Genomic DNA, 25978 nt, shown 5'->3' on the forward strand with positions numbered 1-25978 from the left:
GCCGTCATCATCGCTGTAGACTTGTGCAACCAAGCAAGTGATGACCCAACGCGACCTGAAACGCAACGCCTGCATGCTCGCGCTCCGACTAACAACATGGCGGCGGGGCGATGTGTCTGCCGCACCGCGAAGACCACCGGCAGCCCGTCCGCCGCGCGTCAAACCATCGTCCGTTCCCGCGTGGGCGAAAGGCCGAATTGCTGGCGATAGGCCCGCGAGAAACTCGCCAGGCTGCCGAAGCCGGTGGCGACCGCCACCTCGGCGATCGGCAGCGTGGTCTGCCGCAACAACAGCCGCGCGCGCTCGAGCCGCATCCGGGCGTAATGGCGGCGGATCGTCGTGCGCAGGTGCGCTGCGAACAGCCGCTCCAATTGCCGGACCGACAGACGCGCCAGCGCCGCAAGCTTGGCGCGCCCGAGCGGCGTCTCGATGTTCTTCTCCATCCGCGTCAGCGTCGCGATCAGCTTGGGATGATGCACCCCGAAGCGCTCGATCGGCGACAATCGCTGCGCGGCCTCGCCGCGCCGCACTTCGGTCTGCAGGAACCAGTCGCTGACCGCGCTGGCCAGTTCGGCGCCGTGGTCGATCCGGATTAGCGCGTGCATCATGTCGAGCGCGGCGATGCCGCCGGCGCAGGTGAAGCGGTCGCGATCGATCTCGAACAACGAGCGGCTGAGATGCAGGAATGGAAACGTCTCGGTGAAAGCCGGGACGTGCTCCCAATGCACGGTGCAGCGATAGCCGTCGAGCAGCCCGGCCTGGGCGAGCACGAACGGGCCGGCCGACACGCCGCCTAGCCGGACGCCGTGCCGCGCGGCCTTTCGCAGGAAGGCGAGTGTCGGCGGATGATCGAATTCGCGCGGATTGCCGCCGGCGCAGACCACGATGATGTCCAGCCGTCCCGCATCCGCGATGCCGGCATCGGCCGCGATGCGGACGCCGTTCGACGCCGGCACCGCATCGCCGGAAATCGCGATATGCCGCCAGCGATACAGGCTCTTGCCGGCCAGCACGTTGGCGGCACGCAGCGGTTCGATCGCCGACGCGTAGGACATCAGCGCGAAGCCCGGGATCAGCAGGAAGCCGACGCGCAGCGGGCGCGGCTTGTCGCGATTGGACAATTTTGCGTCGCTTTTTGCCATGCGGCTGATTGATTAGCAGGGCACAGTGCGGCCGACAAGCCGACCGGAGCCGTGTGCGACGATGCATTATTCCGTGTTTTCGCTGGCGCGCGAGGCGCTGCGTGGTCATCGCGGCTGGCGCCCGGTATGGCGCGACGCCGAACCGCGGCGACACTACGACGTTGTGATCGTCGGCGGCGGCGGCCATGGCCTCGCCACCGCCTACTATCTGGCCAAGCGGCACGGCATCCGCAACGTCGCCGTGCTGGAAAAGGGCTGGATCGGCTCCGGCAATGCCGGCCGCAACACCACCATCATCCGCTCCAACTATCTATTGCCCGGCAATCAGCCGTTCTACGAGCTGTCGATGCAGCTTTGGGAGGGGCTGGAGCAGGAGCTGAACTACAACGCGATGGTGAGCCAGCGCGGCGTGCTCAATCTCATCCATTCCGACGCCCAGCGCGACGCCTTCGCGCGGCGCGGCAACGCCATGCTGCTGTCCGGCGCCGATGCGGAGTTGCTCGACGCCGACGCCGTGCGCAAGATGCTGCCGCTGTTCGATTTCGACACCGCGCGGTTTCCGATCAAAGGCGGGCTGCTGCAGCGGCGCGGCGGCACGGCGCGGCACGACGCCGTGGTGTGGGGCTATGCGCGCGGCGCCAGCGACCTCGGCGTCGACATCGTGCAGAGCTGCGAAGTCACCGGCTTCGTCCGCGACGGCGACCGCGTTCTCGGGGTCGAGACCAGCCGCGGCACCATCGGCTGCGGCCGGGTCGGCCTCGCGGTCGCGGGCAGCAGCTCGCGGGTCGCGCGCATGTTGAACCTGAAGCTGCCGATCGAGAGCTATCTGATCCAGGCCTTCGTCACCGAAGCGATCAAACCGCTGATCCCCGGCGTCGTCACCTTCGGTGCCGGGCACTTCTACATCAGCCAGTCCGACAAAGGCGGCCTGGTGTTCGGCGGCGACATGGACAGCTACAACTCCTATGCCCAGCGCGGCAATCTGCCCGTGGTCGAGGATGTCTGCGAAGCCGGCATGGCGCTGATGCCGGCGATCGGCCGGATGCGCATCCTGCGCAATTGGGCCGGCCTGCTCGACATGTCGATGGACGGTTCGCCGATCATCGACAAGCTGCCGGTGGACGGCGCCTGGCTCAATGCCGGCTGGTGCTACGGCGGCTTCAAGGCGACGCCGGCGTCGGGGCTGTGCTTCGCGCATCTCCTGGCAACCGGAGACAGCCATCCGGTCGCTCGCGAGATGCGGCTCGACCGTTTCGCCAAAGGCCAGCTGATCGACGAAAAGGGCCGCGGCGCCCAGCCCAATCTGCATTGAGGGGACGAAGCGATGCGGATCAGATGTCCCTTCTGCGGCGAACGCGACCTCGGCGAATTCAGTTATCTCGGCGACGCGGAGGCGCGGCCGAATCCGGCGGCGCCCGATGCGGCGCAGCTGTTCTACGAGGCGGTGTATCTGCGCGACAACCCGGCCGGGCCGCACGACGAACTCTGGTATCACGCCCAAGGCTGCCGCGGCTGGCTGCGCGTGACGCGCGACACCCGCACCCACGCCATCATCAATTCCGTCTTCGCGAGTGAACGGCCATGAGCGGAGCAGCGCAAGGGCACGCCGCCGGCCGGCTCGCGCAAGGCGGCCTGATCGACCGCTCGAAACGGATCGACTTCAGCTTCGACGGCGCCAGCTACTCCGGCTACGCGGGCGATACGCTGGCCTCCGCGCTGCTCGGCAGCGGCGTGCGGCTGGTCGGACGTTCGTTCAAGTATCACCGGCCGCGCGGCGTCCTCACCGCCGGCTCGGAGGAGCCGAACGCGCTGGTCGAACTGCGCAGCGGCGCACGGCGCGAGCCGAACACCAAGGCGACCACGGTCGAGCTGTTCGACGGCCTCGCGGCGAACAGCCAGAACTGCTGGCCCTCGCTCGGCTTCGACATCGCGGCGGTCAACTCGCTGCTGGCGCCGTTCCTCTCGGCGGGTTTCTACTACAAGACCTTCATGTGGCCGGCGTCGTTCTGGGATAAGGTCTACGAGCCGGCGATCCGCCGCGCCGCCGGCCTTGGCCGCGCCAGCGGCGAGGCCGATCCCGACAGCTACGACAAAACCCACGCGTTCTGCGACCTGCTGGTGATCGGCGGCGGCCCCGCCGGATTGATGGCGGCGCTCAGCGCCGGCCGCGCCGGCGCCCGCGTCATCCTGTGCGACGAGGATTTCGTCACCGGCGGGCGACTGAACGGCGAAGCCCGCGAGATCGATGGCCGCGCCGGCGCCGAATGGGCCGCAGGCATCGTCGCCGAGTTGCAGGCCATGCCCAACGTCCGGCTGCTGCGGCGAACCACCGTGTTCGCGGTCTATGACGGCGGCACCTATGCGGCGCTGGAGCGTGTCAGCGATCATCTGCCGGTGCCGCCGCCTTATCAGCCGCGACAGCGCTATTGGAAGATCGTGGCGCGGCGCAGCCTGCTGGCCGCCGGCGGCATCGAACGGCCGCTGGTGTTCGGCGGCAATGATCGCCCCGGCGTGATGCTCGCGTCCGCGGTGCGCAGCTATCTGCATCGCTACGCCGTGGTGCCGGGCCAGCGCTGCGCCGTGTTCACCTGCTGCGACGACGCCTGGCACACGGCGTTCGACCTGGCCGGCGCCGGCATCGACGTCGCCGCCGTGATCGACCGCCGGCCGGACGTCGCGCCGCATCTCGCCGTCCGTGCATCTGAATTGGGCATCGCGGTGCAGACCGGCGCCGATGTCATCGACACTAGGGGGCGGCAGCAGCTTCGTTCGATCACCGTCCGCGATGCCGCGGGGCGTAGCAGCAAGCTCGACGTCGACCTGCTGGCGATCTCCGGAGGATGGAGCGCCAACATCGCGATGACCACGCATCTCGGCGGCCGACCGCAATGGTCGGACGCGCATGCGAGCTTCATCGCCACTGCACCGCCGCCCGGCATGACCATCGCCGGAGCCGCCGCCGGCCACTTCAGCCTCGCCGACGCGCTGCGCGACGGCGCCGCCGCCGGCGTCGCCGCCGCGAGCGATTGCGGCTTCACGGCGCGCAGTTTCCCGACGCCGCATATCGACGCCGATGACACCGGCGTCTCACCGATGTGGCACGTCGCCGGCGCACGCGGCAAAGCCTTCGTCGATTTCCAGAACGACGTCACCACCGGCGATGTCGAGCTGGCGGCGCGTGAGGGTTTCACCTCTGTCGAGCTCCTCAAGCGCTACACCACGCTCGGCATGGCGACCGATCAGGGCAAGACGTCCAACGTCGTCGGCCAGGCGCTGATGGCGTCGGCGACCGATCGCACCATGGCGCAGGCCGGCACCACCGTGTTCCGCCCGCCCTACACGCCGGTGGCGATCGGCGCGCTGGCCGGTCATCACCGCGGCAAGCATTTTCGCCCGACACGATTGACCGCCGGCCATCGCTGGGCCGAGCAGCAGGGCGCCACCTTTATCGAGGCCGGGCCATGGCTGCGTGCGCAATGGTTCGCGCAGCCGGGCGAGACCGACTGGCTGCAGACCGTCAGCCGCGAGGTGCGCGCGACGCGCAGCGGCGTCGGCGTCTGCGATGTCTCGACGCTCGGCAAGATCGACGTGCAGGGCAGCGACGCCGGCGCATTTCTCGACCGCATCTACATCAACAGTTTCTCGACGCTGCCGGTCGGCAAGGTGCGCTACGGCCTGATGCTGCGCGAGGACGGCCTCGCCATGGACGACGGCACCTGCGCGCGCTTCGCCGAGGATCACTTCATGATGTCGACCACCACCGCCAATGCCGGCGCGGTGATGCAGCATCTCGAGCACGCCCGGCAGGTGTTGTGGCCCGAGCTCGACGTGCAATTGGTCTCGGTCACCGAACAATGGTCGCAATACTCGGTCGCCGGGCCGCGCTCGCGCGATCTGCTCAGCCGGTTACTTGGCGACGCGCTCGACGTCTCGGGCGCTGCTTTGCCCTATCTCGGCTGCGCCGAGTTCAGCTGGCGCGGCGTCACGGCGCGGCTGTATCGGGTGTCGTTCTCCGGCGAACTCGCGTTTGAACTCGCGGTGCCGGCAACGCACGGCGATGCCGCGATCCGCGCGCTGATGCAGGCCGGCGCCGAATTCGGCGTGGTGCCCTACGGGACCGAAGCGCTCGGCGTGATGCGCATCGAAAAGGGCCATGTCGCCGGCAACGAACTCAACGGCACCACCACGGCTGCCGATCTCGGGCTCGGCCGGATGATGTCGACCAAAAAGGATTTCATCGGCCGCGTGCTGGCGCAGCGACCCGGCCTCATCGATCCGGACCGCCCGGCGCTGGTCGGCATCGTGCCGGTCGATCGGGCGCAGCGGCTGCGCGCCGGCGCGCATTTCCTGGCACGCGGCGCCGAGCCGACCATGGCCAATGACGAGGGCTACGTCACCTCGGTGGCGTTCTCGCCGATGCTCGGACATTGGGTCGGCCTCGGCTTCCTCAAGCGCGGCCCGGCCCGCGCCGGCGAGCGGCTGCGCTCCTATGACCCGATCCGCAGCGGCGATCTCGACGTCGAGGTGGTGTCGCCGGTGTTCTTCGATCCGGAAGGGAGCCGCCTGCATGGCTGACGCCGATCTCGCCGCCCAGCCGGCCTCGGCCGGCCACGTCATCCCCGGCTCCGCCAAGGGCGATGGCGTGACCATCATCGAGCTGCGGGGCCTCGCGCTGGCGACGCTGCAGGCGCGCCGCGGCCAGAGCGAAGCGCTGCGCAGCCGCATCGCCACGACCTATCAACTCGACCTGCCGGACCGCCCGGCGATCGCGCACGGCCGCGACGTCGCCTTCGTCGGCATGGCGCCGCAAACCTGGCTGGCGATCAGCGAAAGCGACGCATCGCTGGTGCGCACGCTGAAGACATCGACGGCGGGAGTTGCCTCGGTGTCCGACCAGAGCGGCGGCTACGCGGTGTTTCGGGTCACCGGTCCGGCCGTGCGCGCGGCTCTGGCGAAAGGCTTTCCGATTGATCTGGAGCCAACGGCGTTCAAGGTCGGCGACGCGGCCACCACCGTGGTCGGCCACATCGGCGCCAGCATCTGGCGCAATCCCGACGATGCCGACGGCTCGCCCGTGTTCGAAATCAGCGTGTTCCGCAGCCTGACCCGCAGCTTTCTCGACTGGTTCGCCGGCAGCGCCGCCGAATTCGGCTGCCACTGGCGCTGATCGCCCCACCCCTCCTCGACCTTCCACGCAGACGCGGATGCTCCGATGTCGAACGACAGCTATATCCTGACTTTTGCCTGCCCCAACCGCCCCGGCATCGTCGCCGCCGTGGCACGCACGCTGTTCGAAAGCGGCGGCAACATCCAGGAGGCGCACCAGTACGACGATCTCGAAACCAATCAGTTCTTCACCCGCATCCGCTTCAACTTCGTGTCGGGGAGCATCGCGTCGTTCGAGCAAGCATTCGCGCCGCTGGCTGATGAGCTGAAGATGCGCTGGACGCTGCGGTCGCGCGCGCAGCGCATGCGCGTGCTGATCATGGCGTCACGCTCCGACCATTGCCTCGCCGACCTGTTGTATCGCTGGCGGATCGGCGAGCTCGCGGTCGACATCGCCGGCATCGTCTCCAACCATCCGCGCGAGACCTATCAGCATCACGATCTCACCGGCATCGCGTTCGACTATCTGCCGGTGACGCCGCAGACCAAGGCGCAGCAGGAAGCCGAGGTGTGGCGCATCGTCGGCGAGCGCCAGGTCGACCTGGTGATCCTGGCACGCTACATGCAGATCCTGTCGGATGATTTGTCGGCCAAGCTGGCCGGGCGCTGCATCAACATCCACCACTCGTTCCTGCCCGGCTTCAAGGGCGCCAGGCCCTATCACCAGGCGCACAGCCGCGGCGTCAAGCTGATCGGCGCGACCGCGCACTACGTCACGGCCGATCTCGACGAAGGCCCGATCATCGAACAGGATGTCGAGCGGATCTCGCACCAGGATCAACCCGACGATCTCGTCCGCAAGGGCCGCGACATCGAACGCCGCGTGCTGGCGCGCGCCGTGTTCTGGCACATCGAGGGCCGGGTGATTCCGAACGGCCGCAAGACGGTGGTGTTTCGGGATTAGCAGTTCGTCGAGTGGCCGCTGTGACGACGCCGCCTCGCGTGCAGAGTCGTCATCCTGAGGTGCGCGCGTAGCGCGCCTCGAAGGATGCGGCCAAGGTGCTCGCGGCCCATCCTTCGAGGCCCGTAGCGCCGCACACAGCAGCCACTTCCGAGCCTGGCCGGAAATGCGCTCTTTCAACTCGGGCACTTCCCCTCCACGCGTCATGCCCGGCCTTGTGCCGGGCATCCACGCCTTGCCGAAGGAAATGCAGAAAAGGCGTGGATGGCCGGGACAAGCCCGGCCATGACGGAGTTTGTGAGCCAATTAGCCGACCGCAAAATGTGGCTGATAAGTCGGCTTTAGTTTTGAGTCAGACTCTCAGGATGACGGCGTTAGTCTATCAAATGCAGAACCGCTCCACCGCTCGCTTCACGCCGTCGCCATGCCGGCGCGGGTGCGGCCGGCGCGTTCGGCGAAGCGGCGGCGGCCTTCGCGCTTTTCCTCGTCGGTCATGCCGCGGACCAATTCTTCCAGCTCGGCCATCGCGAGGCCGACGCCGTGCTGCGCCGCGGCGCTGAGCCAGGCGAACGCTTCGATGCGATCGACCGGCGTGCCGAGGCCCTTGGCGTAGCAATAGCCGAGCCGCGCCTGCGACGGATAGTGGCCGCCGTCCGAGGCGCGGCGATACCATTCGACCGCCTGCGCCATATCCACGGGCACACCCTGCCCTTTGGTCAGCAGCACCGCGTAGTTGAACTGGCCGAGCGCGTCGCCGGCCTCGGCGGCGCGATGGAACCACGACGCCGCCTTGACCGGATCGGCCTCGACGCCCTCGCCCTTGGCGCACATCGCGCCGACATTGTTGGCGGCCAGCGCGTTGCCCTTCTCGGCGGCGCGCAGATACAGCGCGAACGCCCGCGACGCGTCGCGCTCGGCGCCGAGCCCGTTGGCGTAGAGCGCGCCGAGCCAGGCTTCGGCGTCGGCGTCACCGCGCTCCGCCAGCGGCTCCCAGATCTCGCGCGCTTTTTGATAGTCGCGCTCCATGAATGCGGCTTCGCCCTCGGCGGTGGTCGGCATCGGTCACTCCCTTACGATAGCGTTTTCAAGCGACGCTGAGTCCGGCTCGCGCGCAGACCACGCGTCATGGGCAGACTGCAGACGCGTGTGCGGCGCGATCTTGAGCAGGTAGACGCAGTCGAAATCGTTGGTGTCGCCGCTGAGCGGCGCGCCGGCCGCCTTGAGATGCTCGACGAAGTAATCATACACCGTGCGTGCGGCGCGATGTGTCAGGAGCTGCTTGTACAGCCATGGATCATGGTCCGGCTGCACGCCGTGCTGCTCGAAAAGGGCCTGCTTCGGCTGATCGGAGATGCCGACGCACCAATTGCTGAAGGTCCCGTCGAATTCCTTGATGTAGGCGAGGAATTCGTATTTGACCTGCTGCACGCTGAAGACCATCGCGGCGCTCCGTCAGGCGCGCATCAGCGGCGCGTTCCAATACGCCGCATGCTGACGCGAAATCCGCTCGACCAGCGTCTGGTTGAAGTCCCAGCCGGCGCGGCTCTGCTCCGGCGGATCGCTGGCCAGCGCAGTCTCGACCGTCGATTGACGCGCCAACGCTTCAGCCTCCGCGTGCTTCAGCAGCGGCGCGAACTGCTTCAGCACCGCCTGATGCATCGACGTCTCAAAGTCGGAGCGGACGAAGAACGACATCCGCCATAGCGTCTGGTCCATCGCGGTCGGCTGCAGCACGATGCTGAGCGCGGCGCTGCGCGAACGGATCAACACCAGATTGGGAAACAGCCACTGTGCGCTGACATGATTGACGGCGCCGCCGCCGCAGTGTGGATTGCGCGCCGCATCGACCAGCGCAGCGCCGGCGATCTTCCAATTGGCGCGGTGCTCGCGCCAATTGCCGTCGACACGGGTGAACTCCCCGTCCCACACCGGCTCGGCGGCATGCCACTCAGTTTCGAGGGTCGGATCGACATTGGCGAAAATCAGCGGGCCGCAGGTCTTGATCCGCACCGGCAGCAGCCGCTCCGGCACCGCGCCAAGGAACTGCCCCATCTGCGGCGACATCTCCATCAGGCTTTCGCCGCCGATCACCTCGCGATCGCGGCTGTAGCCGCAGGAGGTGTAGGAGCATTTGGTCTTCTTGCCGGTGCGGCATTGCGCCGGAATGGTGCGGCAGCCGCCATGCTGCGCCTTGTTGAAGCGGCCGATCAGCGAGCCGTCGGGCTGACGCTGCACGTGGATGGCGTGATGGCCGATGGTGTAGGGCAACAGGTCGAACGCGCCGGGGATCTCCGCCGTCGTGCCGATGCAGACCCAGTCGCGGGTCCAGATCTTTTCGTCTTCGAGGCGCTGGAACACCTCGGACGTGTAGGCCCGCCGCGGCAGCATCGTCGCCAGCCCGAACGGCGCGGTCGCGGTGGCGTAGCGGCCGATATCGAGAAAATCGACGCCTTCGTCGATATAGACCGTGTCCGGATGAGTCAGCATCGCACGCCTCGGCTGATTGGAAGGACGGCGCCGCAGGCCGGCGCCGTCCGGTCGTCGTTACTTGCGGGCCTTGTTCATCGGCTGGTCGTAGTCGGCGCGGCCGCGATGCATGATCGCCGCCGGTTCCGGCATCGGCAGCGGTCCGTCCTTCATGAAGCGGTTGAGGACGTTGCCGACCAGCGTCGAGATGTTGTTGTCGCCGTTGTTCCAGGGCAGAGAGCCGCAGAACGCGATCGACGAGAAGGCGAACGCCGCACCGCCGTTCGGCGTCTCGTGATAGGCGATGTCGGAGCGCACCCGCGGATGCTGGGTGCCGTCGAGGCCCTGCTGGTTGAAGCCGTAGTCTTCCATCACCAGCAGATAGCCTTCGGTGTGGCGGCCGGCCGAGGTCGCCACCACCAGCGTGTGCGGCGGGCTGCCCAGCATGGTGTCGACGATGTCGAGCTCGGTGCCGGCGGCACCGCCGCCGACGAGACCGAAATTGCCGAGCTTCTCGTCGTAATTGATGCCCTCGAACGCCCACGAGACGCGGGCGTCGTTGCTCTCCGGAGTCCGCGAGTAGTAGGTCGAGATGTCGAAGCCTTCGGACGACATGCCGGTGCCGGCGATGGTGTGCAGATAGCGGCCGCGGAACCGCCACATGCCGCCGAGTTCGCCGGTGCCTTGATGATAGTATTCACCGGGATCGGCCCGCCAAGTGCGGATGCCGCTCTCGCAGCGCCGCATCTCGGTGACGATGCCGCGGCCCTGCTTGTCATAGGCCGGGTGATACGAGTGGACCCAGTACCAGCCGTCGGCGCCCATATACATGAAGCGGCCGCCGCGCTGCATGTAGTTGTGCAGCGCATCGAGCTGCGGGCCGCTGTTGTGCTCCGGATGCGAACCCGAGATGACGACGTTGTAGTTCTCCAGCCGGGCGAGACCGTCATAGCTGACGTCCTCGTCGGTGATGACGTCGTAGTCGTAGCCCTTCTTCTCCAGCCAGTAGATCATGTGCAGATCGGCCGGATACTGCCACGGCGCCTGCGCCAGGAAGTGATCGTATTTCGGCCGGATGCTCAGGATCGGGCGCAGCCGGGACGACAGGCACAGGCCCGAGCCATCGGTGTGAGTGTCGTAGATCGAGCCGCCATATTCACGATGTTCCGACAGGAACATGTTCTGCTGCTGCATGATCGGCACGCGGTAGACCAGAAGCTCGGCGCCGCCGGCGTTGTTGGCGAGATGCTCGTTGGCGTAAGCCATGTAGCTGATGGTCGGCACCATGAAGGCGATCTTCGCCGTCTCCTCGCCGACCCGCGGCACCACCCAGAACGGGATGTAGTCTTCGTCGCCGTCCTTGGTGGTCAGCTTGGCGGCGTAGAACTTGCTGCTGGTGCCCTTCGGCACGCTCCATTCGAAGCTGACCTGCCAGCGCGCGTCGTCGATATCGTCGTCATGGAAGTGAATGGCGCCGTATTGCTCGGGCGCGCCCTTCCAGTCGAAAATCTGGCCTTCCCAATTGTAGCCGGTCATCGCACGGGTCGGGCAATTGACGATGGTGGCATGGAACAGATATGGGCCCTTGTCCTTGCCGATCAGCGTGTTGATGCCGTCACCGAAATCCCAGGACGCGACGATCGCTTCGGACAGCTTGCCGGTCGGGCCGGAATTGCGCCGCTCGGTCAGGCCGGGCTTGGCACCGAGCTTCATCGTCTCGATCTCGAGCCGCGTCAGCGCGCGATTGCAGATGCGCGGGCTGTCGATCTTGCCGTTGTAGTGGCCCTTGATCAGCACGCCCTGCGGCACCGAGGCTTTCGCCAGCGGCGAGTCGGTCACCGCTCCGCAATATCCGGCGATCACCGTCGGCGAGCCGGGCACGTAAGCGAGCTTGGTCGACAGCGTGGCGCTGACTGGCGGAATCTCCGGGTCGAGCGCGTAGACGACCTGCGGCTCGTGATACAGCACCGCCTCACCGGTCTCGGCGTCAAAGCTTGCGGCGACGAAGTGCCAGGCGTGATCGCGGAGCGGCGCGCCGGTGGTGATCACCTGATCGTTGATGCGGAATTCGACGCAGCCGTCTTCGTTGATGAACAGGCCGTAGCCCTTGCCGTCGCACCATTTGGTGACGAGGCCCTGGGCGCCGTGCTTCCAGTATTTCGGATGGGTCTTGGGCGTGGTCGGCCAGATCCAGCACTGCAGCGTCACGCTCTCGACGCAGAACTGCGGCTTGTCGGGCACGAAGCCGTAGGAGCCGCTGTAGATCTCCTGCTTCATGCCTTTGTAGGTGCCGTTTACCGCGGCGTCGATCTTCTCCTCGATGAAGCCCGGGCCGCGCGGATTGGTGTCGGCGTGGATCATCTTGACGATCTCGGCCTGATACTCGGACGGCCCGTCGCAATTGACGTAGAACTTGATGGTGTCGCCCGGATGCACGCTGAACTTGTCGGCGTATCCGGTCATCTTCATCCAACTCATCGTGCTAACCTCATCCCTCGGCGTTTCGTCGCGTTTCTCAGGTGACCGTCCACATGTCGTCGCGGCGCTTCCAACCTTCGCGGAAATGCTCGGGGAAACCGTCGGTCTCGGGATATTCCTCGAGCCGCATCAGGAAGATGTCGTGCTGCGGATCCTGTTCGTTGTCGTAGACCTTGTCGGTGACGAACTCCGGCGGCACGCCGCGGATGCCGCTGAGCCGCGCGATGCGCCATTCCTTCTCGACCTTGGTGCACACCACCACCAGCTTGCCCTTGGCGGGCGCGGCGCGCATCCGCAGCAGCACGCGGTTGAGCTGGAAGTCTTCATGGATGCCGCCGGTCACCACCGTGGTGTCGCCCGGCGTCGCGCATTTCAGCACGCTGTTGCCGGCGACGCCCTTCATGGAGTCGATGCACTCCTTGTGTTCCTTGATCATGCGCTTGGCATCGTCGGACGACGGCCGCGGAATGGGAATCATCGGTCAGCTCCTTGGGATCAGATGGTGAGGTACTTGTGGATGATGTCTTCGGTCAGGTCGGGCATCGGACCGCTGGCAACCACGCGGCCGTTGTCGACCATCAGGAACGCGTCGCCGAGCCGCTTGGCGACGCGAATGTGCTGTTCGGTGAGCAGCAGCGTGATGCCGAGCTCGCGGTTGAGCGTGCGCAGCGTCTCGCCGATCTCGTGGACGATGTTGGGCTGGATGCCTTCGGTCGGCTCGTCGAGCAGCAGGATCTTGGGATCGACCGCCAGCGCGCGCGCGATCGCGAGCTGTTGTTTTTGACCGCCGGACAGCAGGCCTGCCCGGCGGTCGAGATTTGCCTTCAGATAGGGGAACATCCGAAGGCAGACTTCGGGAATGTCCGGGCGGCCGTCGTGGCGTGCGAAGGTGCCCAGCAATATGTTTTCCCGAACCGTGAACTCCGACAGAATGCCCCTGCCCTGCGGCACGTAGCCGATCCCGAGCTTGGCGCGATGATGAGTGGGCGCCTGGCCGATATTTTCCCCGGCGATGGTGATGTCGCCGGTGGAGCGGTCGGTGAGCCCCATGATGGTGCGCATCAGCGTGGTCTTGCCGACGCCGTTGCGGCCGAGCACGCACAGGCATTTGCCCTGCTCGATGCCGAAGGAGAAATCCTTCAGGATGGTGGTCTTGCCGTAATACGAGGTGACGCGGTCCATCGACAGCAGCATGGTCACGCGTCCTCCGTATCGCCGAGATAGACCTCGCGGACCCTCTCGTTGGCCTCGATCTCGCCGATCGTGCCCTGCGCCAGCAGGCTGCCCATGTGCATCACGGTGACGACGTCGGCGATCTGCTTGACGAACGCCATGTCGTGCTCGACCACCACCAGCGAGTGGGTCTTCTTCAGGCGGTTGAAGATCGCCGCGGTCTTGTCGATCTCCTGCTCGGTCATGCCGGCCACCGGCTCGTCGAACAGCAACAGCCGCGGGTCCTGCATCAGCACCATGGCGATCTCCAGCCATTGCGTTTCGCCGTGCGACAGGATGCCGGCCTCGGTGTTGAGGCGCGGACCGAGCCCGGTCAGCGCCAACACCTCCTCGAGCTTGTCGGCGAACACCGGCTCGCGGAACCGGAAGAAGTTCTTCACCGGATTGGTGCTACGGCTGCAGGCGACTTCGAGATTCTGGCGCACCGTGAGATCGCGAAACACCGCCGGCACCTGAAACTTGCGGCCGATGCCGCGACGGGCGATCTCGTGCTCGTCGAGCCCGGTGATGTCCTCGTCGCAGAACAGGATCTGGCCCGATGTCGGCTTTTGCCGGCCGGTGATCAGATCCATCGTGGTGGTCTTGCCGGCGCCATTGGGCCCGACCAGGCAGCACAGCGTCTGCTCGACCAGTTCGATGCTGAACTGATTGATCACCGTGACGGTGTCGAACGATTTGCAGAGGTCGCGGATCTCGAAGAAGCCCATCGTCGCCTCACTCGCCCGGTTGCGGCAGCATTTGACCCGCCGGCACGCTGTCGCCGCCGCCGTTGCGACGGTTGCGGCCGAGCCGGCCGAGCGCCATCTCCACCAGCCCGATCAGCCCCTTCGGCAGGAAGCGCACGACCAGGATGAAGAAGCCGCCGAGAATCAGCAGCCAGGTGTTGAGGAAGGTGTCGCCGAGATAGCTCTGCGCGCCCTGGATCAGGAAGGCGCCGAGGATAGCGCCGAGCAGCGACATCCGGCCGCCGATGCCGGCCCAGATCACCATCGACAGGCTGAAGGTGGTGTCGAACTGCGCCGGCGAGACGTACTGGGTCAGCGTCACCCACAGACAGCCGGCGACGGCGGCGAAGAAGCCCGAGATCGTGTAAATCGCGGTTTCGTAGCCGGCGACGCTGTAGCCGAGGAAACGCACGCGCTCGGCGTCGTTGCGGATCGACTGGATCACCAGGCCGAACCGGCTCAGCGTCATCAGCTTCGCCACGATGGTGGCGATCACCAATAGCGCCAGCACGGTCCAGTACGCGGCCGGGCTGTAGGGATCGAGCGTGAACTCGCCGAGGCGCAGCGGCGTCGGCGGCGTGATGCCGTTGACGCCGTTGGTGTAGGGCTGGATGTCGAGGATCAGCGTGCCCCAGGCGCTCAGCATCGCCAGCGTCATGATGGCGAAGAACGGCCCGGAGACGCGGGCGCGGAACATCAGGCCGCCGAACACCAGGCAGAACAGCGTCGGCACCGCCAGCGCCAGCACGATACCGACGCCGGTGTTGGTGAATGGCTGCCACAGCAGCGGCAGGTGCTCGAGGCTGTTGTTTAGCATGAAGGGCGGCATCGGATTCGATGCGTCCTGCGACTGCATCTGCATGGTCATCGCCATGCCGTAGGCGCCGAGCCCGAACGGGATGCCCTGGCCGAGATTGAGGATGCCGCCAAAGCCCCAGCACAGGCTGATCGACAGCGCCAGCATGCCGAACACGCCATAGGTCGACAGCTGGTTGAGCAGAAAGTTGTCGTCGATCAGCAGCGGCACGGCGGCTAGCACCAGATAGAACACCAGATAGGCCAGCCACTGCGCCTTGACGTTGTGGTAGAGATTCATCGCCAGATCCTTCCCCTGCCGCTCGCCTGCCTCACCGGCGCTTGGCCGATGGCGCGAACAGGCCCTGCGGCCTGATGCGCAGGAACACCACGATCAGGACGAACAGCACGAAGCGCGCGAAGGTGTCGTTGGTGAAGTACGCGAAGATCGACTGCAGTTCGCCGGTCGCGCCGCCCGCCGCGACGCTGCCGGCGAGCGTGCCGCCGCCGACCACCACCACGAGGAAGGCCTGCACCACATAGGCCGCGCCCATGGTCGGCAGCACGATGTTGAGCACGCCGAACAGCGAGCCGGCGAGACCGGCAAGGCCGGCGCCGAGCGCGAAGGTCAGCATGTAGATGCGGTCGGCATTGACGCCGAACGAGGCCGCCATCTCCTTATCCTGCATCACCGCCCGGACCTGGACGCCGAACCGGGTGCGATAGAACAGCGCCCACAGCGCCGCGACCACCGCGATCGTCACCAGCAGTACGACGACGCGGAACACCGAGATGTTGATGAAGCCGAATTGCAGATTGCTCGAGAAGAACGACGGCACCGCGATGTATTTGGGGTCGCTGCCGAACAGCAGCCGGACGCCCTGCATCAGCACCAGCGACACGCCGAAGGTGGCGAGCAGCGTGTCGAGCGGCCGCTTGTACAGATAGCGGATCAGCCCGCGCTCGATGATCAGCCCGACCAGGGCGACGATCACGAACGACGCCGGCACGCACAGCGCGAACGGCAGGCCGAAGAAATTCTGCAGCATGTAGGAGCTGTAGGCGCCCAGCATGATGAACTCGCCGTGCGCCATGTTGATGACGCCGGCTGCGCCGTAGATGATGGTGAGCCCGAGCGCGGCGATCAGCCAGATGCTGGCGATGGAGATGCCGAGGATCAGCGCGTTGATGAATGCACTGAGGTCGAACGACGTGAAGAAGGATCCGGCCGTCATGCTTCGCTTCACCTCGGGTTGCAGGCAGATGGCGGCGCCGGGAACCGGCGCCGCGTGGTGCATCGTCCGATGGATCAGATCACGCTCTTGCGGACCTTGCCGTCGGGAGCCTTGAGGCCGTCCGCCATGCATTTGCCGGCGTCCGGATAGATCGAATACGGATCCGGCGCGACGTGCTCGGCGGAAGCCTTGACGATCTTGAACGAACCGTCGGCCTGGCACTGCCCGATCTTCGGCTTCAGCCAGGTGTTGAAGTTCTGATCGTCGATCCAGATCAGCCCTTCGGGCGAGACGGCGTCCTCGATCCGGATGCCGCCGGAGACGTCGCGGATGGCGCGCGGCGTGACGGCTTCCAGCCCCACCTTCTCGATCGCCTTCTCGAGGCCCGCCTTGAACACGTAGGCGGAGAGGTAGGTCTCCTCCATGTTGTAGTGCGTCGAGCCGTTCTTGCCGTATTTGCTCTTCAGGAAGCTCTCGACGAATTTGTGGTTGGTCGGGTTGTCGAGGCCCTGGAAGTACGGCGCCGACAAGAAGTGACCGGCGCCGAATTCGTTGCCCATCGCCTTGGTCTCGATCTCACCGGTGGTGAGCGAAGCGATCGGCATCGAGTCGACCTTGAAGCCTTCCTGCTTGAACTGCTTGTGGAAGGCGATGTCGGAAGCGCCGACCACGGTCGAGAAGATGAAGTTCGGCTTGGCCTCGCGGATCTTGTTCAGCACCGGACCGAATTCCGAGCTGCCGAGCGGGATGTACTCCTCGCCGAGCAGTTCGCCACCGGCCTGCTGCAGCCAGACCTTGGCGTTCTTGTTGGACTCCTTCGGCCAGACGTAGTTCGAGCCGACGAAGAACACCTTCTTGCCGAACTGCTGGACCATGAACGGGATCAGGTCCTTGGAGTGCTGGTTGGCCAGCGGGCCGGTGCAGATGGTGTTCTGCGTGCACTCGGCGCCTTCGTAGCAGGTCGGGTAGTACAACAGGTGGTTCTGCGACATCACGGTCGGCAGGATTGCCTTGCGGCTTGCCGACGTGTAGCAGCCGAACAGCGCAACTACCCGCTCGCGCAGGATCAGTTCCTTGGTCTTCTCGGAATACACGTTGAAGTCAGATTTGGCGTCGACCACAACCGGCTGGACCTGCATGCCGGCGATGCCACCGGCTTTGTTGATCTCGTCGATCGCGTACTGCATCACCAGCGTCGAGTCCTCCTCCGGCACGGCCAGGCCGCCGGTGAGAGAGAACAAGAGACCGATCTTGATCGGCTTGCCCTTTTGCAACCAGGACTGAGCGCCCCACGCCTGATTGATGTTCTTGACGAAGCCGTAAGGTGCGCCGATCGCGGCCGCCGCACCCAATGTCGCTTTCATGAAGTCTCGACGATTAGTCCGCATCGCGCCTCTCTCCGGTGACTTTCTTTATACGAAATCTATTTTCTGTAGAGTACGAAGGTGCAAATGTTTCTCAAGAGTAAACTTTGTGCATTGACAATCACTCGCTGGGCACGCCGCTGCCATCGCTGTTAGCAGCGCCGCGGCGATGCCCGTGAATTCCGCGGCTCAATCGATTTGCAGGCAGCGATCGCCCGGCGATCGCGCAGCCCTCGTTCTTGTGTGGCCGGCGCGATTGAGTTGTTATGGTTTTGGCCGTGGCGTGCTAGGCGAAGACCAAACCAGGAGCCTGACGATGAAGAGGAAAGCCGCGGCACGCCCGCCCGAAACCGCCGTCGACGCCGGCGACTATCGCACCGGGTCGAACGCCCCGACGGAGAGCAATCGCAGCCTCGAGCGCGCGCTCGGCGCCAAGATCAGAGACACCAGGCGGGAACAGGACCTTTCGGTGCTCGACCTCGCCAGCGCCTCCAATATCTCGGCCGGCATGCTGTCGAAGATCGAGAACGGCCAGATCTCGCCGTCACTGTCGACCTTGCAGTCGATCGCCAACGCGCTGGCGGTGCCGCTCAGCCTGCTGTTCGCCGCATCGGAGGAGCGCCGCGACTGCTCGTTCGTCCGCGCCAAGCAGGGCGTGGTGATCGAGCGCCGCGGTACCAAGGTCGGCCACGTCTATCAGCTGCTCGGCCACATCAACAGTGAAGACCTCGTGGTCGAGCCTTATCTGATTACGTTGAAAGAAGAGGCCGACGCCCATACGGGCTTCCAACACGCCGGCACCGAATTCATCTACATGCTGACCGGCGAAGTGATCTATCGGCACGGCGACAAGAGTTATCGGCTGCGCCCCGGCGACTCGATGCTGTTCGATTCCGGCGCGCTGCACGGGCCCGAAGTGCTGGTGAAGCGGCCGATGACGTACCTGTCGATCATCGTCTATCCGCGCCGCGCCTAATCTCGCCGCACCGCCTGCTTACTTTCTTATCAGGAAAATCTTATTCCTCTGGATTGACGGCCGCGACGAAGCTGGTAGATTTGCCTCCCAACAAGGGAGAAGCAGATGTGCGGCATCGTCGGACTGTTCCTGAAGAAACCGGCGCTGCAGCCGGCGCTCGGCGAGCATCTTTCGAAGATGCTGGCGACGATGTCGGCGCGCGGTCCGGACAGCGCCGGCATCGCCGTCTACGGCGACGGCAGCAATGATCGCCGGAAGCTGACGCTGCGCAGTGACAGCGCCGCAACCGACGACGAGATGGTGGCGCAGCTCGGCGCCCTGCTCGGCACGCCGGTTGATCTCGTCCGACGCTCCAATCACGTCGTGCTGTCGATCCCGAGCGACGGATTGGCCCAGACGACGGCCTGGCTGCAACAGCATCGGCCCGACATCTACGTGGTCAGCGCCGGTTCGCACATGGAGATCTATAAGGAAGTCGGCCTGCCCGAGCAGGTCGCAGAGCGCTTCTCGCTGGCGGGAATGCACGGCACCCACGGCATCGGCCACACCCGCATGGCCACGGAATCGGCCGTGACCACCAAGGGCGCACACCCGTTCTCGACCGGCGCCGACCAGTGCCTGGTGCACAACGGTTCGCTGTCCAATCACAACAGCGTCCGGCGCACTCTCAAGCGCGAAGGCCTGCAGTTCGAGACGGAAAACGACTCCGAGGTCGCCGCGGGCTATCTCACCTGGCGGATGCGTGAAGGCGACAGCCTGAAGCAGGCGCTGACCTCGAGCCTGGATGCGCTGGACGGCTTCTTCACCTTCGTGGTCGGCACCCGCACCGGCTTTGCGGTGCTGCGCGATCCGATCGCCTGCAAGCCGGCGATCCTCGCCGAGTCCGATGACTACGTCGCGTTCGGCTCCGAATTCCGCGCCCTCTCCGTCTTGCCGGGCATCGACCGCGCGCGCGTGTTCGAGCCCGAGCCCGCAACCGTCTATGCGTGGGAACGTGCCTGATGCCGCAGATCGATCTTGCTCAACAAAGTGTTCGCGAGCTCAACGCGGCGCTGCACCAGGTCAAGCCGGATACCAACGAGACGCTGTGGGAAGTGTCCAATTCGGACGGCAAGCACGCGATCGGCGCCGGCGTCGATGCCCCGATCGACATCGAGATCAAAGGGCACGTCGGTTATTACTGCGGCGGCATGAACAAGCGGGCCTCGATCCGCATCCACGGCAACGCCGGGACCGGCGTCGCCGAGAACATGATGTCGGGCGTGGTCCATGTGATGGGCGACGCCAGCCAATCGGCCGGCGCCACCGGACATGGCGGCTTGCTGATCGTCGAGGGTGACGCCGCAGCGCGGTGCGGCATCTCGATGAAGGGCATCGACATCGTCGTCAAAGGCTCGATCGGCGCGATGAGCGCCTTCATGGCGCAGGCCGGCAATCTGATCGTGTTCGGCGACGCCGGCGAAGCGCTCGGCGACTCGATCTACGAAGCCACCATCTTCGTTCGCGGCAAGGTCAAAAGTCTCGGCGCCGACTGCGTCGAGAAACAGATGACCGAGGACGACAAGGCCCGGCTCGCCGAACTCGCCAGCCGCGCCGGCATCGAGCACGCCAATCCGGACGAGTTCCGGATGTATGGCTCGGCGCGCCAGCTCTATCACTTCCACGTCGACAATATTGCAGCTTACTGAACGGTCACGATGTCCTCTTCACATTCAATCAAGACCGAACCGCGCTTCTCGGCGACGTTCGATCGCTATGCGATTTCCGAAATCCAGCGAGCCGCCGCGACCGGCATCTACGATATCCGCGGCGGCGGAGCCAAGCGGCGCGTCCCGCATTTCGACGATCTGTTGTTTCTCGGCGCGTCGATGTCGCGCTATCCGTTGGAGGGCTACCGCGAGAAATGCGGCACCGACGTCGTGCTCGGCGCCCGCTACGCCAAGAAGCCGATCACGCTGAAGACGCCGGTGACCATCGCCGGCATGAGCTTCGGCTCGCTGTCGGCGCAGGCCAAAGAGGCGCTGGGCCGCGGCGCCAGCGCGGTCGGCACCTCGACCACCACCGGCGACGGCGGCATGACCAACGAGGAGCGGACGCATTCCTCGACGCTGGTGTATCAGTTACTGCCGTCGCGCTACGGCATGAACCCCGACGATCTGCGCCGCGCCGACGCGATCGAGATCGTGATCGGCCAGGGCGCCAAGCCCGGCGGCGGCGGCATGCTGCTCGGGCAGAAGATCTCGCCCCGCGTCGCCGAAATGCGCACCCTGCCCGAAGGCATCGATCAGCGCTCGTCGTCGCGGCATCCCGACTGGACCGGCCCCGACGATCTCGAAATCAAGATCGAGGAGCTGCGCGAGATCACCGACTGGGAGAAGCCGATCTACATCAAGATCGGCGCCAGCAGGCCCTATTACGACACGGCGCTGGCGGTGAAATCCGGCGCCGACGTGGTGGTGATCGACGGCATGCAGGGCGGCACCGCCGCCACCCAGGAAGTGTTCATCGAGCACGTCGGCATTCCGACGCTCGCCGCGATCCGCCCAGCCGTGGCGGCGCTGCAGGAGCTCGGCATGCAGCGCAAGGTCCAACTGATCGTCTCCGGCGGCATCCGCACCGGCGCCGACGTCGCCAAGGCGCTGGCACTCGGCGCCGACGCGGTGGCGATCGGAACCGCGGCGCTGATCGCGCTTGGTGATAACAATCCCTCGCTCGAGGGCGAATACAACAAGCTCGGCACCACCGCCGGCGCCTATGACGACTGGCACGAAGGCCGCGACCCGGCCGGCATCACCACCCAGGATCCGGAGCTCGCCAAGCGGCTCGATCCGATCGTGGCCGGCCGCCGGCTCGCCAACTACCTGTCGGTGCTGACGCTCGAGACCCAGACCATCGCCCGGGCCTGCGGCAAGAGCCACATCCACAATCTCGAGCCCGAAGACCTCGTCGCGCTGACGATCGAGGCGGCGGCGATGGCGCGCGTGCCGCTGGTCGGCACCGATTGGATTCCCGGACGTGACCGACTGTAACGCTTACACCCGAGAAGAGGCCCCATGTCGATCGATCTCGCTGAAGCCGCCAAAGAACGAAAGATCAAGTACTTCCTGATCTCCTACACTGACCTGATCGGGACCCAGCGCGCCAAGCTGGTGCCTGCCGAAGCAATCGGCGGCATGGCCAAAAACGGTGCCGGCTTCGCCGGCTTCGCCACCTGGCTCGACATGTCGCCGGCCGATCCCGACATGCTGGCGATCCCCGACGCGGACAGCCTGATCCAATTGCCATGGAAGCCGGAAGTCGGCTGGCTCGCCGCCGATTTGTGGATGGCCGGCAAGCCGGTCGAACAGGCGCCGCGCAACATGCTGAAGCGGCTGATCGGCAAGGCCGCCGAACGCGGCTTTCAGCTCAAAAGCGGCGTCGAGTGCGAGTTCTTCCTGATCTCTCCGGACGGCGAACGCGTCGGCGACGCCGCCGATCGCCAGGCCAAGCCGTGCTACGACCAGTCTGCGCTGATGCGGCGCTACGAGGTGATCAGCGAGATCTGCGACGGCATGCTGCAGCTCGGCTGGCGGCCCTATCAGAACGACCACGAGGACGCCAACGGCCAGTTCGAGATGAACTGGGACTACAGCGACGCGCTGATCACCGCCGACCGCCACGCCTTCTTCAAATACATGGTCAAGTCGATCGCCGAGAAGCATCAGCTGCGCGCCACCTTCATGCCGAAGCCGTTCTCCAGCCTGACCGGCAACGGCTGTCACGTCCACGTCTCGCTGTGGAACGACGGCCGCAATCTTTTCGAGGACGACACGGACGAACTCGGCATCTCGCCGATCGCCTACAAGTTCATCGGCGGCATCATCCATTCGGCCGATGCGATGGCGGCGATTCTCAATCCGACCATCAACTCCTACAAGCGCATCAATGCGCCGCGCACCATCTCCGGCGCGACCTGGAGCCCGAACACGGTCACCTTCTCGGGCAACAACCGCACCCACATGATCCGGATTCCCGAAAGCGGCCGCTTCGAGCTGCGCCTCGCCGACGGCGCCGCCAATCCCTACGCCATGCAGGCCGCGATCCTGGCCGCCGGCCTCGACGGCATCGAGAGCAACCGCGATCCCGGCAAGCGTCTCGACATCAACATGTACACCGACGGCCATCTGGCGGGCGACGTCAAACGCCTGCCGCTCAATCTGCTCGACGCGCTACGCGCGCTGGAAAGCTCGAAGCTGATGAGCGACAGCCTCGGCCAATACATCCCCGCCTATCTGAAGCTGAAGCACGAAGAATGGAACGACTTCTCCCGGCATCTCACCCAATGGGAACGAGAGACCACGTTCGATTGCTGACGCCCCTGCCCCCGGATTCCGTGGCGCATCCGGGATCGGCCTCATAGCAGACCCGGTCGATTTTCGCGGTGTGGCAGACATTTCCGGATTGGCTGATCGCCGTCCGGATTGGTTAGCCGCCCCCGGTTCTTGTAAGCGACCTTCGTCTTGTCCTCACTGGAGATCGCGGCGTCTTCGAGAAACGTCCGCGCGCCCCCGCCTCGGCGTTCTGATAGGGATAGTCTTGGGGCGGCCGACTGGACGCATCGACCCACGGCGGGCAGCGATCCCGACACAAACGGGCTCGCCCTCTGCGCCACTACCGTTCCCCGGCGTCCCCAACGTCACCACCAATCCGCCGACCGCGGCGAGCCATCCCTCGCCGCTACGTACGCTTGGCACTCTCTTCGACCTGCCGTGAGCAGCTTCTGGTATCATTCCAGCCCGTCGAGGTTTCATCCGACATCGCCGTGGCGATCATGAGATCGCCGCTTCAGGCGCACCGGTTGTGACGGGTGGCAGCATAGCTCAGCGGGTGAGGCTTCACTTCAGCGAGCCCAGCCGCCGCGAGGCTCGGGTCGCCGACGCCTTGACCAGTTCGCAGAGTTCTTCGATGGCGCGAGCCGACAGTCGCTGCCGCGGCACGGCGCCGCTCAGGGCGGCAATGATTCCGCCGCTGGCGTCTCGAACAGGGGCTCCGACAGCAAAGACGTTGTCGAGGTTCTCCTCGTCGCAGATGACGTAGCCCAGCCGACGACCTTCCCTGAGATCCTTGAGCACCGCGGACACCGAGCGCTTCGTTTTCTTCGTCAGCTGTTTGAGCGGGCCGGTGCCGAGCAGGGTTTGGACGTCGTCGTCCGTACTGTCGAGCAGCAAGGCTTTGCCGAGCGCCGTCGAATGGATGTAGGTGCGTGACCCCGGCGCATTGGTGATCGAGATCGGGCCGCCGCTCTGCACGGCCGCCAAATACACGACGTCCTTGCCGCGCAGCACGCCGAGAAAGCTGTTGACCTGATGCTGCTCGGCGAGCAGATGCAGTTCCGGCGCGGTGGCGGCGTTCAGGTCGGTCGAGGCCAGGAAGGCCGAGCCAATCTGAAATGCCTTGTAGCCGATCTTCCACTTCGAATTGCCCAGCGACTTCTCGACGAAGCCGGCCTCGGACAGGGTGTTGATCAGGCGCTGCGCGATGCTCGGCGCCACGCCGAGTTGACGGCCCAATTCGCGCACGCCGAGTTCGCCCTCGCGGCCCAGCAGTTCCAGCACCGCCAAGGCCCGCGCGACGGTTTGGCTGCCGGTCGGCGTCTTTCCTGCACTAACCATTTGGAGGGCCATCCCAGCGACATTCAGCCATGGCGTCCGCGCGATCCCGCGGCCGCGACGAGCGATGCGGATACTCGGTTGCCGGCGTCATTTCAAAGCCTATTTGGTCGAGGCTGGAGACGGCTGGGAAGCTGGAGTTCGGACGAGCTGCCGGGCAAAGGCGAGGCACTCCTTCGCGAGATCGACCCGATCGGCCCTTGATCGCATCACCGTGGGCACGACATGGACAGCCATCCCCAGCGCCGCAATCTCCGTCGCCAGCGCTTCGTCGCAACGATCGATGACGATGCCGTCCACCAGGCCCCGGTAGTGCGCAGCGACGCCGAGCGCCGACACCGGCGCATTCAGTTCCTGCATGATCTTGGCCGCCGGACCCTTGATGGCGGCGCCGCCGACGATCGGGGACACCACGATGATCGGCCCGCCGAGCCCCTTCAGCCAAGCGCGGGCGCCCGGCACTGCGAGGATCGGATCGATGCTGAGATACGGGTTCGACGGGCAGACGATCACGGCTGCCGGCCGCCGCAACGCTTCAATCGCAGGATTGAGCCGTGCCGTCGTGGCCCCTTCGAACGCGATGCGATCGACCGGAACGCCGCATGCCAGCCGCACGAAGTATTCCTGGAAGGCGATGCTGCGGCCGCCGCTGTGGATCACCGTGCGCACTGCATCGTCCGACATCGGCAGCAGCCGCGAGCGGATGCCGAGCGCGGCGCTCAGCTCGGCGGTGATGTCGGTCAGCGTCGCGCCCTCGCGCAGACGATTGCTGCGATACGCGTGGGTGGCAAGATCGCGGTCGCCGAGCCTGAACCAGGCCGGCCCGCCGAGCCGCGCCAGCTGCTCCATGAAGCCCCACGTCTCGCCTTCGAGGCCCCAGCCCTGCTGGCTGTTGGCAACGCCGCCGAGCGTATAGGTGACCGTGTCGAGGTCGGGGCTGATGTGGAAGCCGAGATGCTCGAAATCGTCGCCGGTGTTGACCACGACGGTGAGCCGGTCGCCGAGCAGATGCGAAAGCCCCTCCGCCAGCTTGGCGCCGCCGACGCCGCCAGCGAGGGCAATGATGTGATCGTCTGCAGCAGGCGTCGTCATCGAAACATATCCATATGCTTGGGCCTCAGCAGGTCACGCGCGGTGCCGCTGCCGGTGAGGTCGATGCCGCGGACGACAACGACCGGCGTTGCTTCCGCCGCCTGCCCCATCACCAGCGATGCCGCGGCCGCGACTTCGTCGGCGGCGCCGACCTCGGTGGTCTCGAGCTTGCGGCCGAACAAATCGGGCTGACCGCGCAGGTCGCGCATCGTGGCGACGCCGGCAGCGCCGATCGTGGTGCCGATCGTGCCGTTGCGCCAGGCGCGGCCGATGCTGTCGATGATCATCACGCCGACGGCCGCGCCGGTCCCGGCGACGAGCCGCTCGCGGATGCGCTGCGCCGACCCGTCGGGGTCGACCGGCAGCAGCAGCGCCGTTTCGCCCTCCACATTGGAGCGGTCGATGCCGGCATTGGCCAGCACCAGACCGAGCCGGTGTTCGACGATGATCACGCCGGGCCGGATCCGAAGCACGTCGTTCGACTCCGCCAGGATCAGCTCGACCACGCGCGGATCCTTATGGGCCTTCGCGGCGATCTCGACGGCCTGCGGCGACGGCGTCACCGTCCCCAGATCGACGCTGCGGCCCTCGGCCTTGGACACCACCTTCTGGGCAATGACGACGACGTCGCCGTCCTGCAGCCACGCATCGTCCGACGGCAAGGCAGCGAGGATCAAACCGGCAAGGTCGTCACCCGGGGCCACCAGCGGCAGCCCCTCCACGGCATAAAGCTCGACAGCACGTCTGATCAAGATGG

Annotated in this window: 24 protein-coding genes; 10 read left to right on the forward strand and 14 right to left on the reverse strand. The window is 65.8% G+C overall.

What is annotated here, in order from left to right; all coding sequences use genetic code 11:
- Nucleotides 1-158: 158 nt before the first annotated feature.
- Nucleotides 159-1142: a GlxA family transcriptional regulator gene (locus tag D4Q52_RS06905; RefSeq protein WP_234831107.1), complete on the reverse strand. Its 984-nt coding sequence runs from the start codon at nt 1140-1142 to the stop codon at nt 159-161.
- Between the two features lie 61 nt (nt 1143-1203).
- Here D4Q52_RS06905 and D4Q52_RS06910 point away from each other — a divergent pair, with 61 nt between their 5' ends.
- The 5 genes from D4Q52_RS06910 to purU are packed head-to-tail and all read left to right on the forward strand — an operon-like array spanning nt 1204 to nt 7212.
- Entirely contained in the window at nt 1204-2454 is a 1251-nt protein-coding gene (locus tag D4Q52_RS06910) for a sarcosine oxidase subunit beta family protein (protein ID WP_119855806.1), read from the forward strand.
- Between the two features lie 12 nt (nt 2455-2466).
- A complete protein-coding gene (locus D4Q52_RS06915; protein WP_119855807.1) occupies nt 2467-2727 on the forward strand; it encodes a sarcosine oxidase subunit delta in 261 nt (86 codons plus the stop codon).
- Nucleotides 2724-5717, forward strand: a complete 2994-nt coding sequence (locus tag D4Q52_RS06920) for a sarcosine oxidase subunit alpha family protein (protein WP_119855808.1) — start codon at nt 2724-2726, stop codon at nt 5715-5717. The genes D4Q52_RS06915 and D4Q52_RS06920 overlap by 4 nt, the downstream gene beginning before the upstream one ends.
- Nucleotides 5710-6309, forward strand: coding sequence for a sarcosine oxidase subunit gamma (locus tag D4Q52_RS06925; protein WP_119855809.1), 600 nt, complete (start codon nt 5710-5712; stop codon nt 6307-6309). The genes D4Q52_RS06920 and D4Q52_RS06925 overlap by 8 nt, the downstream gene beginning before the upstream one ends.
- 45 nt (nt 6310-6354) lie before the next feature.
- On the forward strand, nt 6355-7212 hold the full coding sequence (purU, locus tag D4Q52_RS06930; RefSeq protein WP_119855810.1) for a formyltetrahydrofolate deformylase: 858 nt from the start codon (nt 6355-6357) through the stop codon (nt 7210-7212).
- Between the two features lie 408 nt (nt 7213-7620).
- Here purU and D4Q52_RS06935 read toward each other — a convergent pair whose 3' ends face one another.
- The 10 genes from D4Q52_RS06935 to D4Q52_RS06980 form a co-directional block, all read right to left on the reverse strand.
- The gene (locus tag D4Q52_RS06935; RefSeq protein WP_119855811.1) at nt 7621-8268 is read right to left on the reverse strand and encodes a tetratricopeptide repeat protein; all 648 of its coding nucleotides are present in this window, start codon (nt 8266-8268) and stop codon (nt 7621-7623) included.
- Between the two features lie 3 nt (nt 8269-8271).
- Nucleotides 8272-8649: a hypothetical protein gene (locus D4Q52_RS06940; protein ID WP_119855812.1), complete on the reverse strand. Its 378-nt coding sequence runs from the start codon at nt 8647-8649 to the stop codon at nt 8272-8274.
- Nucleotides 8650-8661: 12 nt separating this feature from the next.
- The gene (locus D4Q52_RS06945) at nt 8662-9696 is read right to left on the reverse strand and encodes a hypothetical protein (RefSeq protein WP_119855813.1); all 1035 of its coding nucleotides are present in this window, start codon (nt 9694-9696) and stop codon (nt 8662-8664) included.
- Nucleotides 9697-9753: 57 nt separating this feature from the next.
- Nucleotides 9754-12153 carry a N,N-dimethylformamidase beta subunit family domain-containing protein gene (locus D4Q52_RS06950; protein ID WP_119855814.1) on the reverse strand — a complete coding sequence of 800 codons (2400 nt, stop codon included), beginning with the start codon at nt 12151-12153 and terminating at the stop codon, nt 9754-9756.
- A 37-nt stretch (nt 12154-12190) separates the two neighbouring features.
- Entirely contained in the window at nt 12191-12631 is a 441-nt protein-coding gene (locus D4Q52_RS06955) for a N,N-dimethylformamidase, small subunit (protein ID WP_119855815.1), read from the reverse strand.
- A gap of 17 nt (nt 12632-12648) precedes the next feature.
- Entirely contained in the window at nt 12649-13347 is a 699-nt protein-coding gene (urtE, locus tag D4Q52_RS06960) for an urea ABC transporter ATP-binding subunit UrtE (RefSeq protein WP_119855816.1), read from the reverse strand.
- Nucleotides 13348-13349: 2 nt separating this feature from the next.
- On the reverse strand, nt 13350-14093 hold the full coding sequence (gene urtD / locus D4Q52_RS06965; protein WP_119855817.1) for an urea ABC transporter ATP-binding protein UrtD: 744 nt from the start codon (nt 14091-14093) through the stop codon (nt 13350-13352).
- A gap of 7 nt (nt 14094-14100) precedes the next feature.
- The gene (gene urtC, locus D4Q52_RS06970) at nt 14101-15207 is read right to left on the reverse strand and encodes an urea ABC transporter permease subunit UrtC (protein WP_119855818.1); all 1107 of its coding nucleotides are present in this window, start codon (nt 15205-15207) and stop codon (nt 14101-14103) included.
- Between the two features lie 31 nt (nt 15208-15238).
- The gene (urtB, locus tag D4Q52_RS06975; RefSeq protein WP_119855874.1) at nt 15239-16141 is read right to left on the reverse strand and encodes an urea ABC transporter permease subunit UrtB; all 903 of its coding nucleotides are present in this window, start codon (nt 16139-16141) and stop codon (nt 15239-15241) included.
- Nucleotides 16142-16215: 74 nt separating this feature from the next.
- Complete coding sequence (locus D4Q52_RS06980) at nt 16216-17505, reverse strand: transporter substrate-binding domain-containing protein (protein WP_425328457.1); 1290 nt, start codon at nt 17503-17505, stop codon at nt 16216-16218.
- Nucleotides 17506-17821: 316 nt separating this feature from the next.
- Between D4Q52_RS06980 and D4Q52_RS06985 the strand changes: the two genes are divergently transcribed.
- From D4Q52_RS06985 to glnT, 5 genes are all read left to right on the forward strand, one after another.
- Nucleotides 17822-18481: a helix-turn-helix domain-containing protein gene (locus tag D4Q52_RS06985; RefSeq protein ID WP_119855820.1), complete on the forward strand. Its 660-nt coding sequence runs from the start codon at nt 17822-17824 to the stop codon at nt 18479-18481.
- Nucleotides 18482-18586: 105 nt separating this feature from the next.
- Complete coding sequence (locus D4Q52_RS06990; protein ID WP_119855821.1) at nt 18587-19483, forward strand: class II glutamine amidotransferase; 897 nt, start codon at nt 18587-18589, stop codon at nt 19481-19483.
- Complete coding sequence (locus tag D4Q52_RS06995) at nt 19483-20169, forward strand: protein glxC (protein ID WP_119855822.1); 687 nt, start codon at nt 19483-19485, stop codon at nt 20167-20169. Before D4Q52_RS06990 ends, D4Q52_RS06995 begins: the two co-directional genes overlap by 1 nt.
- A 9-nt stretch (nt 20170-20178) precedes the next feature.
- Entirely contained in the window at nt 20179-21510 is a 1332-nt protein-coding gene (locus D4Q52_RS07000) for an FMN-binding glutamate synthase family protein (RefSeq protein ID WP_119855823.1), read from the forward strand.
- Between the two features lie 24 nt (nt 21511-21534).
- A complete protein-coding gene (gene glnT / locus D4Q52_RS07005) occupies nt 21535-22833 on the forward strand; it encodes a type III glutamate--ammonia ligase (RefSeq protein WP_119855824.1) in 1299 nt (432 codons plus the stop codon).
- A 522-nt stretch (nt 22834-23355) separates the two neighbouring features.
- Here glnT and D4Q52_RS07010 read toward each other — a convergent pair.
- The 3 genes from D4Q52_RS07010 to cofE all read right to left on the reverse strand — a co-directional run bounded on the left by D4Q52_RS07010 (nt 23356) and on the right by cofE (nt 25976).
- Complete coding sequence (locus tag D4Q52_RS07010) at nt 23356-24132, reverse strand: IclR family transcriptional regulator (RefSeq protein WP_119855875.1); 777 nt, start codon at nt 24130-24132, stop codon at nt 23356-23358.
- A 99-nt stretch (nt 24133-24231) separates the two neighbouring features.
- On the reverse strand, nt 24232-25221 hold the full coding sequence (gene cofD, locus D4Q52_RS07015) for a 2-phospho-L-lactate transferase (RefSeq protein WP_119855825.1): 990 nt from the start codon (nt 25219-25221) through the stop codon (nt 24232-24234).
- The gene (gene cofE / locus D4Q52_RS07020; RefSeq protein ID WP_119855826.1) at nt 25218-25976 is read right to left on the reverse strand and encodes a coenzyme F420-0:L-glutamate ligase; all 759 of its coding nucleotides are present in this window, start codon (nt 25974-25976) and stop codon (nt 25218-25220) included. The genes cofD and cofE overlap by 4 nt, the downstream gene beginning before the upstream one ends.
- Nucleotides 25977-25978 lie beyond the last annotated feature (2 nt).

Origin of the sequence: Rhodopseudomonas palustris (genome assembly GCF_003591005.1) — a bacterium.
In the GTDB taxonomy this organism is placed as follows: Bacteria; Pseudomonadota; Alphaproteobacteria; order Rhizobiales; family Xanthobacteraceae; genus Rhodopseudomonas; species Rhodopseudomonas palustris_K.

Bases quoted from the DNA above. Each gene is read 5' to 3' on its own strand.
- purU (WP_119855810.1), top strand. From the start codon at position 6,355: ATGTCGAACGACAGCTATATCCTGACTTTTGCCTGCCCCAACCGCCCC.
- D4Q52_RS06990 (WP_119855821.1), top strand. From the start codon at position 18,587: ATGTGCGGCATCGTCGGACTGTTCCTGAAGAAACCGGCGCTGCAGCCG.
- D4Q52_RS07000 (WP_119855823.1), top strand. From the start codon at position 20,179: ATGTCCTCTTCACATTCAATCAAGACCGAACCGCGCTTCTCGGCGACG.
- D4Q52_RS06950 (WP_119855814.1), bottom strand. From the start codon at position 12,153: ATGAGTTGGATGAAGATGACCGGATACGCCGACAAGTTCAGCGTGCAT.
- D4Q52_RS06940 (WP_119855812.1), bottom strand. From the start codon at position 8,649: ATGGTCTTCAGCGTGCAGCAGGTCAAATACGAATTCCTCGCCTACATC.
- D4Q52_RS06925 (WP_119855809.1), top strand. From the start codon at position 5,710: ATGGCTGACGCCGATCTCGCCGCCCAGCCGGCCTCGGCCGGCCACGTC.
- D4Q52_RS06915 (WP_119855807.1), top strand. From the start codon at position 2,467: ATGCGGATCAGATGTCCCTTCTGCGGCGAACGCGACCTCGGCGAATTC.
- D4Q52_RS06995 (WP_119855822.1), top strand. From the start codon at position 19,483: ATGCCGCAGATCGATCTTGCTCAACAAAGTGTTCGCGAGCTCAACGCG.
- glnT (WP_119855824.1), top strand. From the start codon at position 21,535: ATGTCGATCGATCTCGCTGAAGCCGCCAAAGAACGAAAGATCAAGTAC.
- D4Q52_RS06945 (WP_119855813.1), bottom strand. From the start codon at position 9,696: ATGCTGACTCATCCGGACACGGTCTATATCGACGAAGGCGTCGATTTT.
- urtE (WP_119855816.1), bottom strand. From the start codon at position 13,347: ATGCTGCTGTCGATGGACCGCGTCACCTCGTATTACGGCAAGACCACC.
- D4Q52_RS06985 (WP_119855820.1), top strand. From the start codon at position 17,822: ATGAAGAGGAAAGCCGCGGCACGCCCGCCCGAAACCGCCGTCGACGCC.
- D4Q52_RS06910 (WP_119855806.1), top strand. From the start codon at position 1,204: ATGCATTATTCCGTGTTTTCGCTGGCGCGCGAGGCGCTGCGTGGTCAT.
- urtD (WP_119855817.1), bottom strand. From the start codon at position 14,093: ATGGGCTTCTTCGAGATCCGCGACCTCTGCAAATCGTTCGACACCGTC.
- D4Q52_RS07010 (WP_119855875.1), bottom strand. From the start codon at position 24,132: ATGGTTAGTGCAGGAAAGACGCCGACCGGCAGCCAAACCGTCGCGCGG.
- urtC (WP_119855818.1), bottom strand. From the start codon at position 15,207: ATGAATCTCTACCACAACGTCAAGGCGCAGTGGCTGGCCTATCTGGTG.
- urtB (WP_119855874.1), bottom strand. From the start codon at position 16,141: ATGACGGCCGGATCCTTCTTCACGTCGTTCGACCTCAGTGCATTCATC.
- D4Q52_RS06935 (WP_119855811.1), bottom strand. From the start codon at position 8,268: ATGCCGACCACCGCCGAGGGCGAAGCCGCATTCATGGAGCGCGACTAT.
- D4Q52_RS06920 (WP_119855808.1), top strand. From the start codon at position 2,724: ATGAGCGGAGCAGCGCAAGGGCACGCCGCCGGCCGGCTCGCGCAAGGC.
- D4Q52_RS06905 (WP_234831107.1), bottom strand. From the start codon at position 1,142: ATGGCAAAAAGCGACGCAAAATTGTCCAATCGCGACAAGCCGCGCCCG.
- cofD (WP_119855825.1), bottom strand. From the start codon at position 25,221: ATGACGACGCCTGCTGCAGACGATCACATCATTGCCCTCGCTGGCGGC.
- D4Q52_RS06955 (WP_119855815.1), bottom strand. From the start codon at position 12,631: ATGATTCCCATTCCGCGGCCGTCGTCCGACGATGCCAAGCGCATGATC.
- D4Q52_RS06980 (WP_425328457.1), bottom strand. From the start codon at position 17,505: ATGAAAGCGACATTGGGTGCGGCGGCCGCGATCGGCGCACCTTACGGC.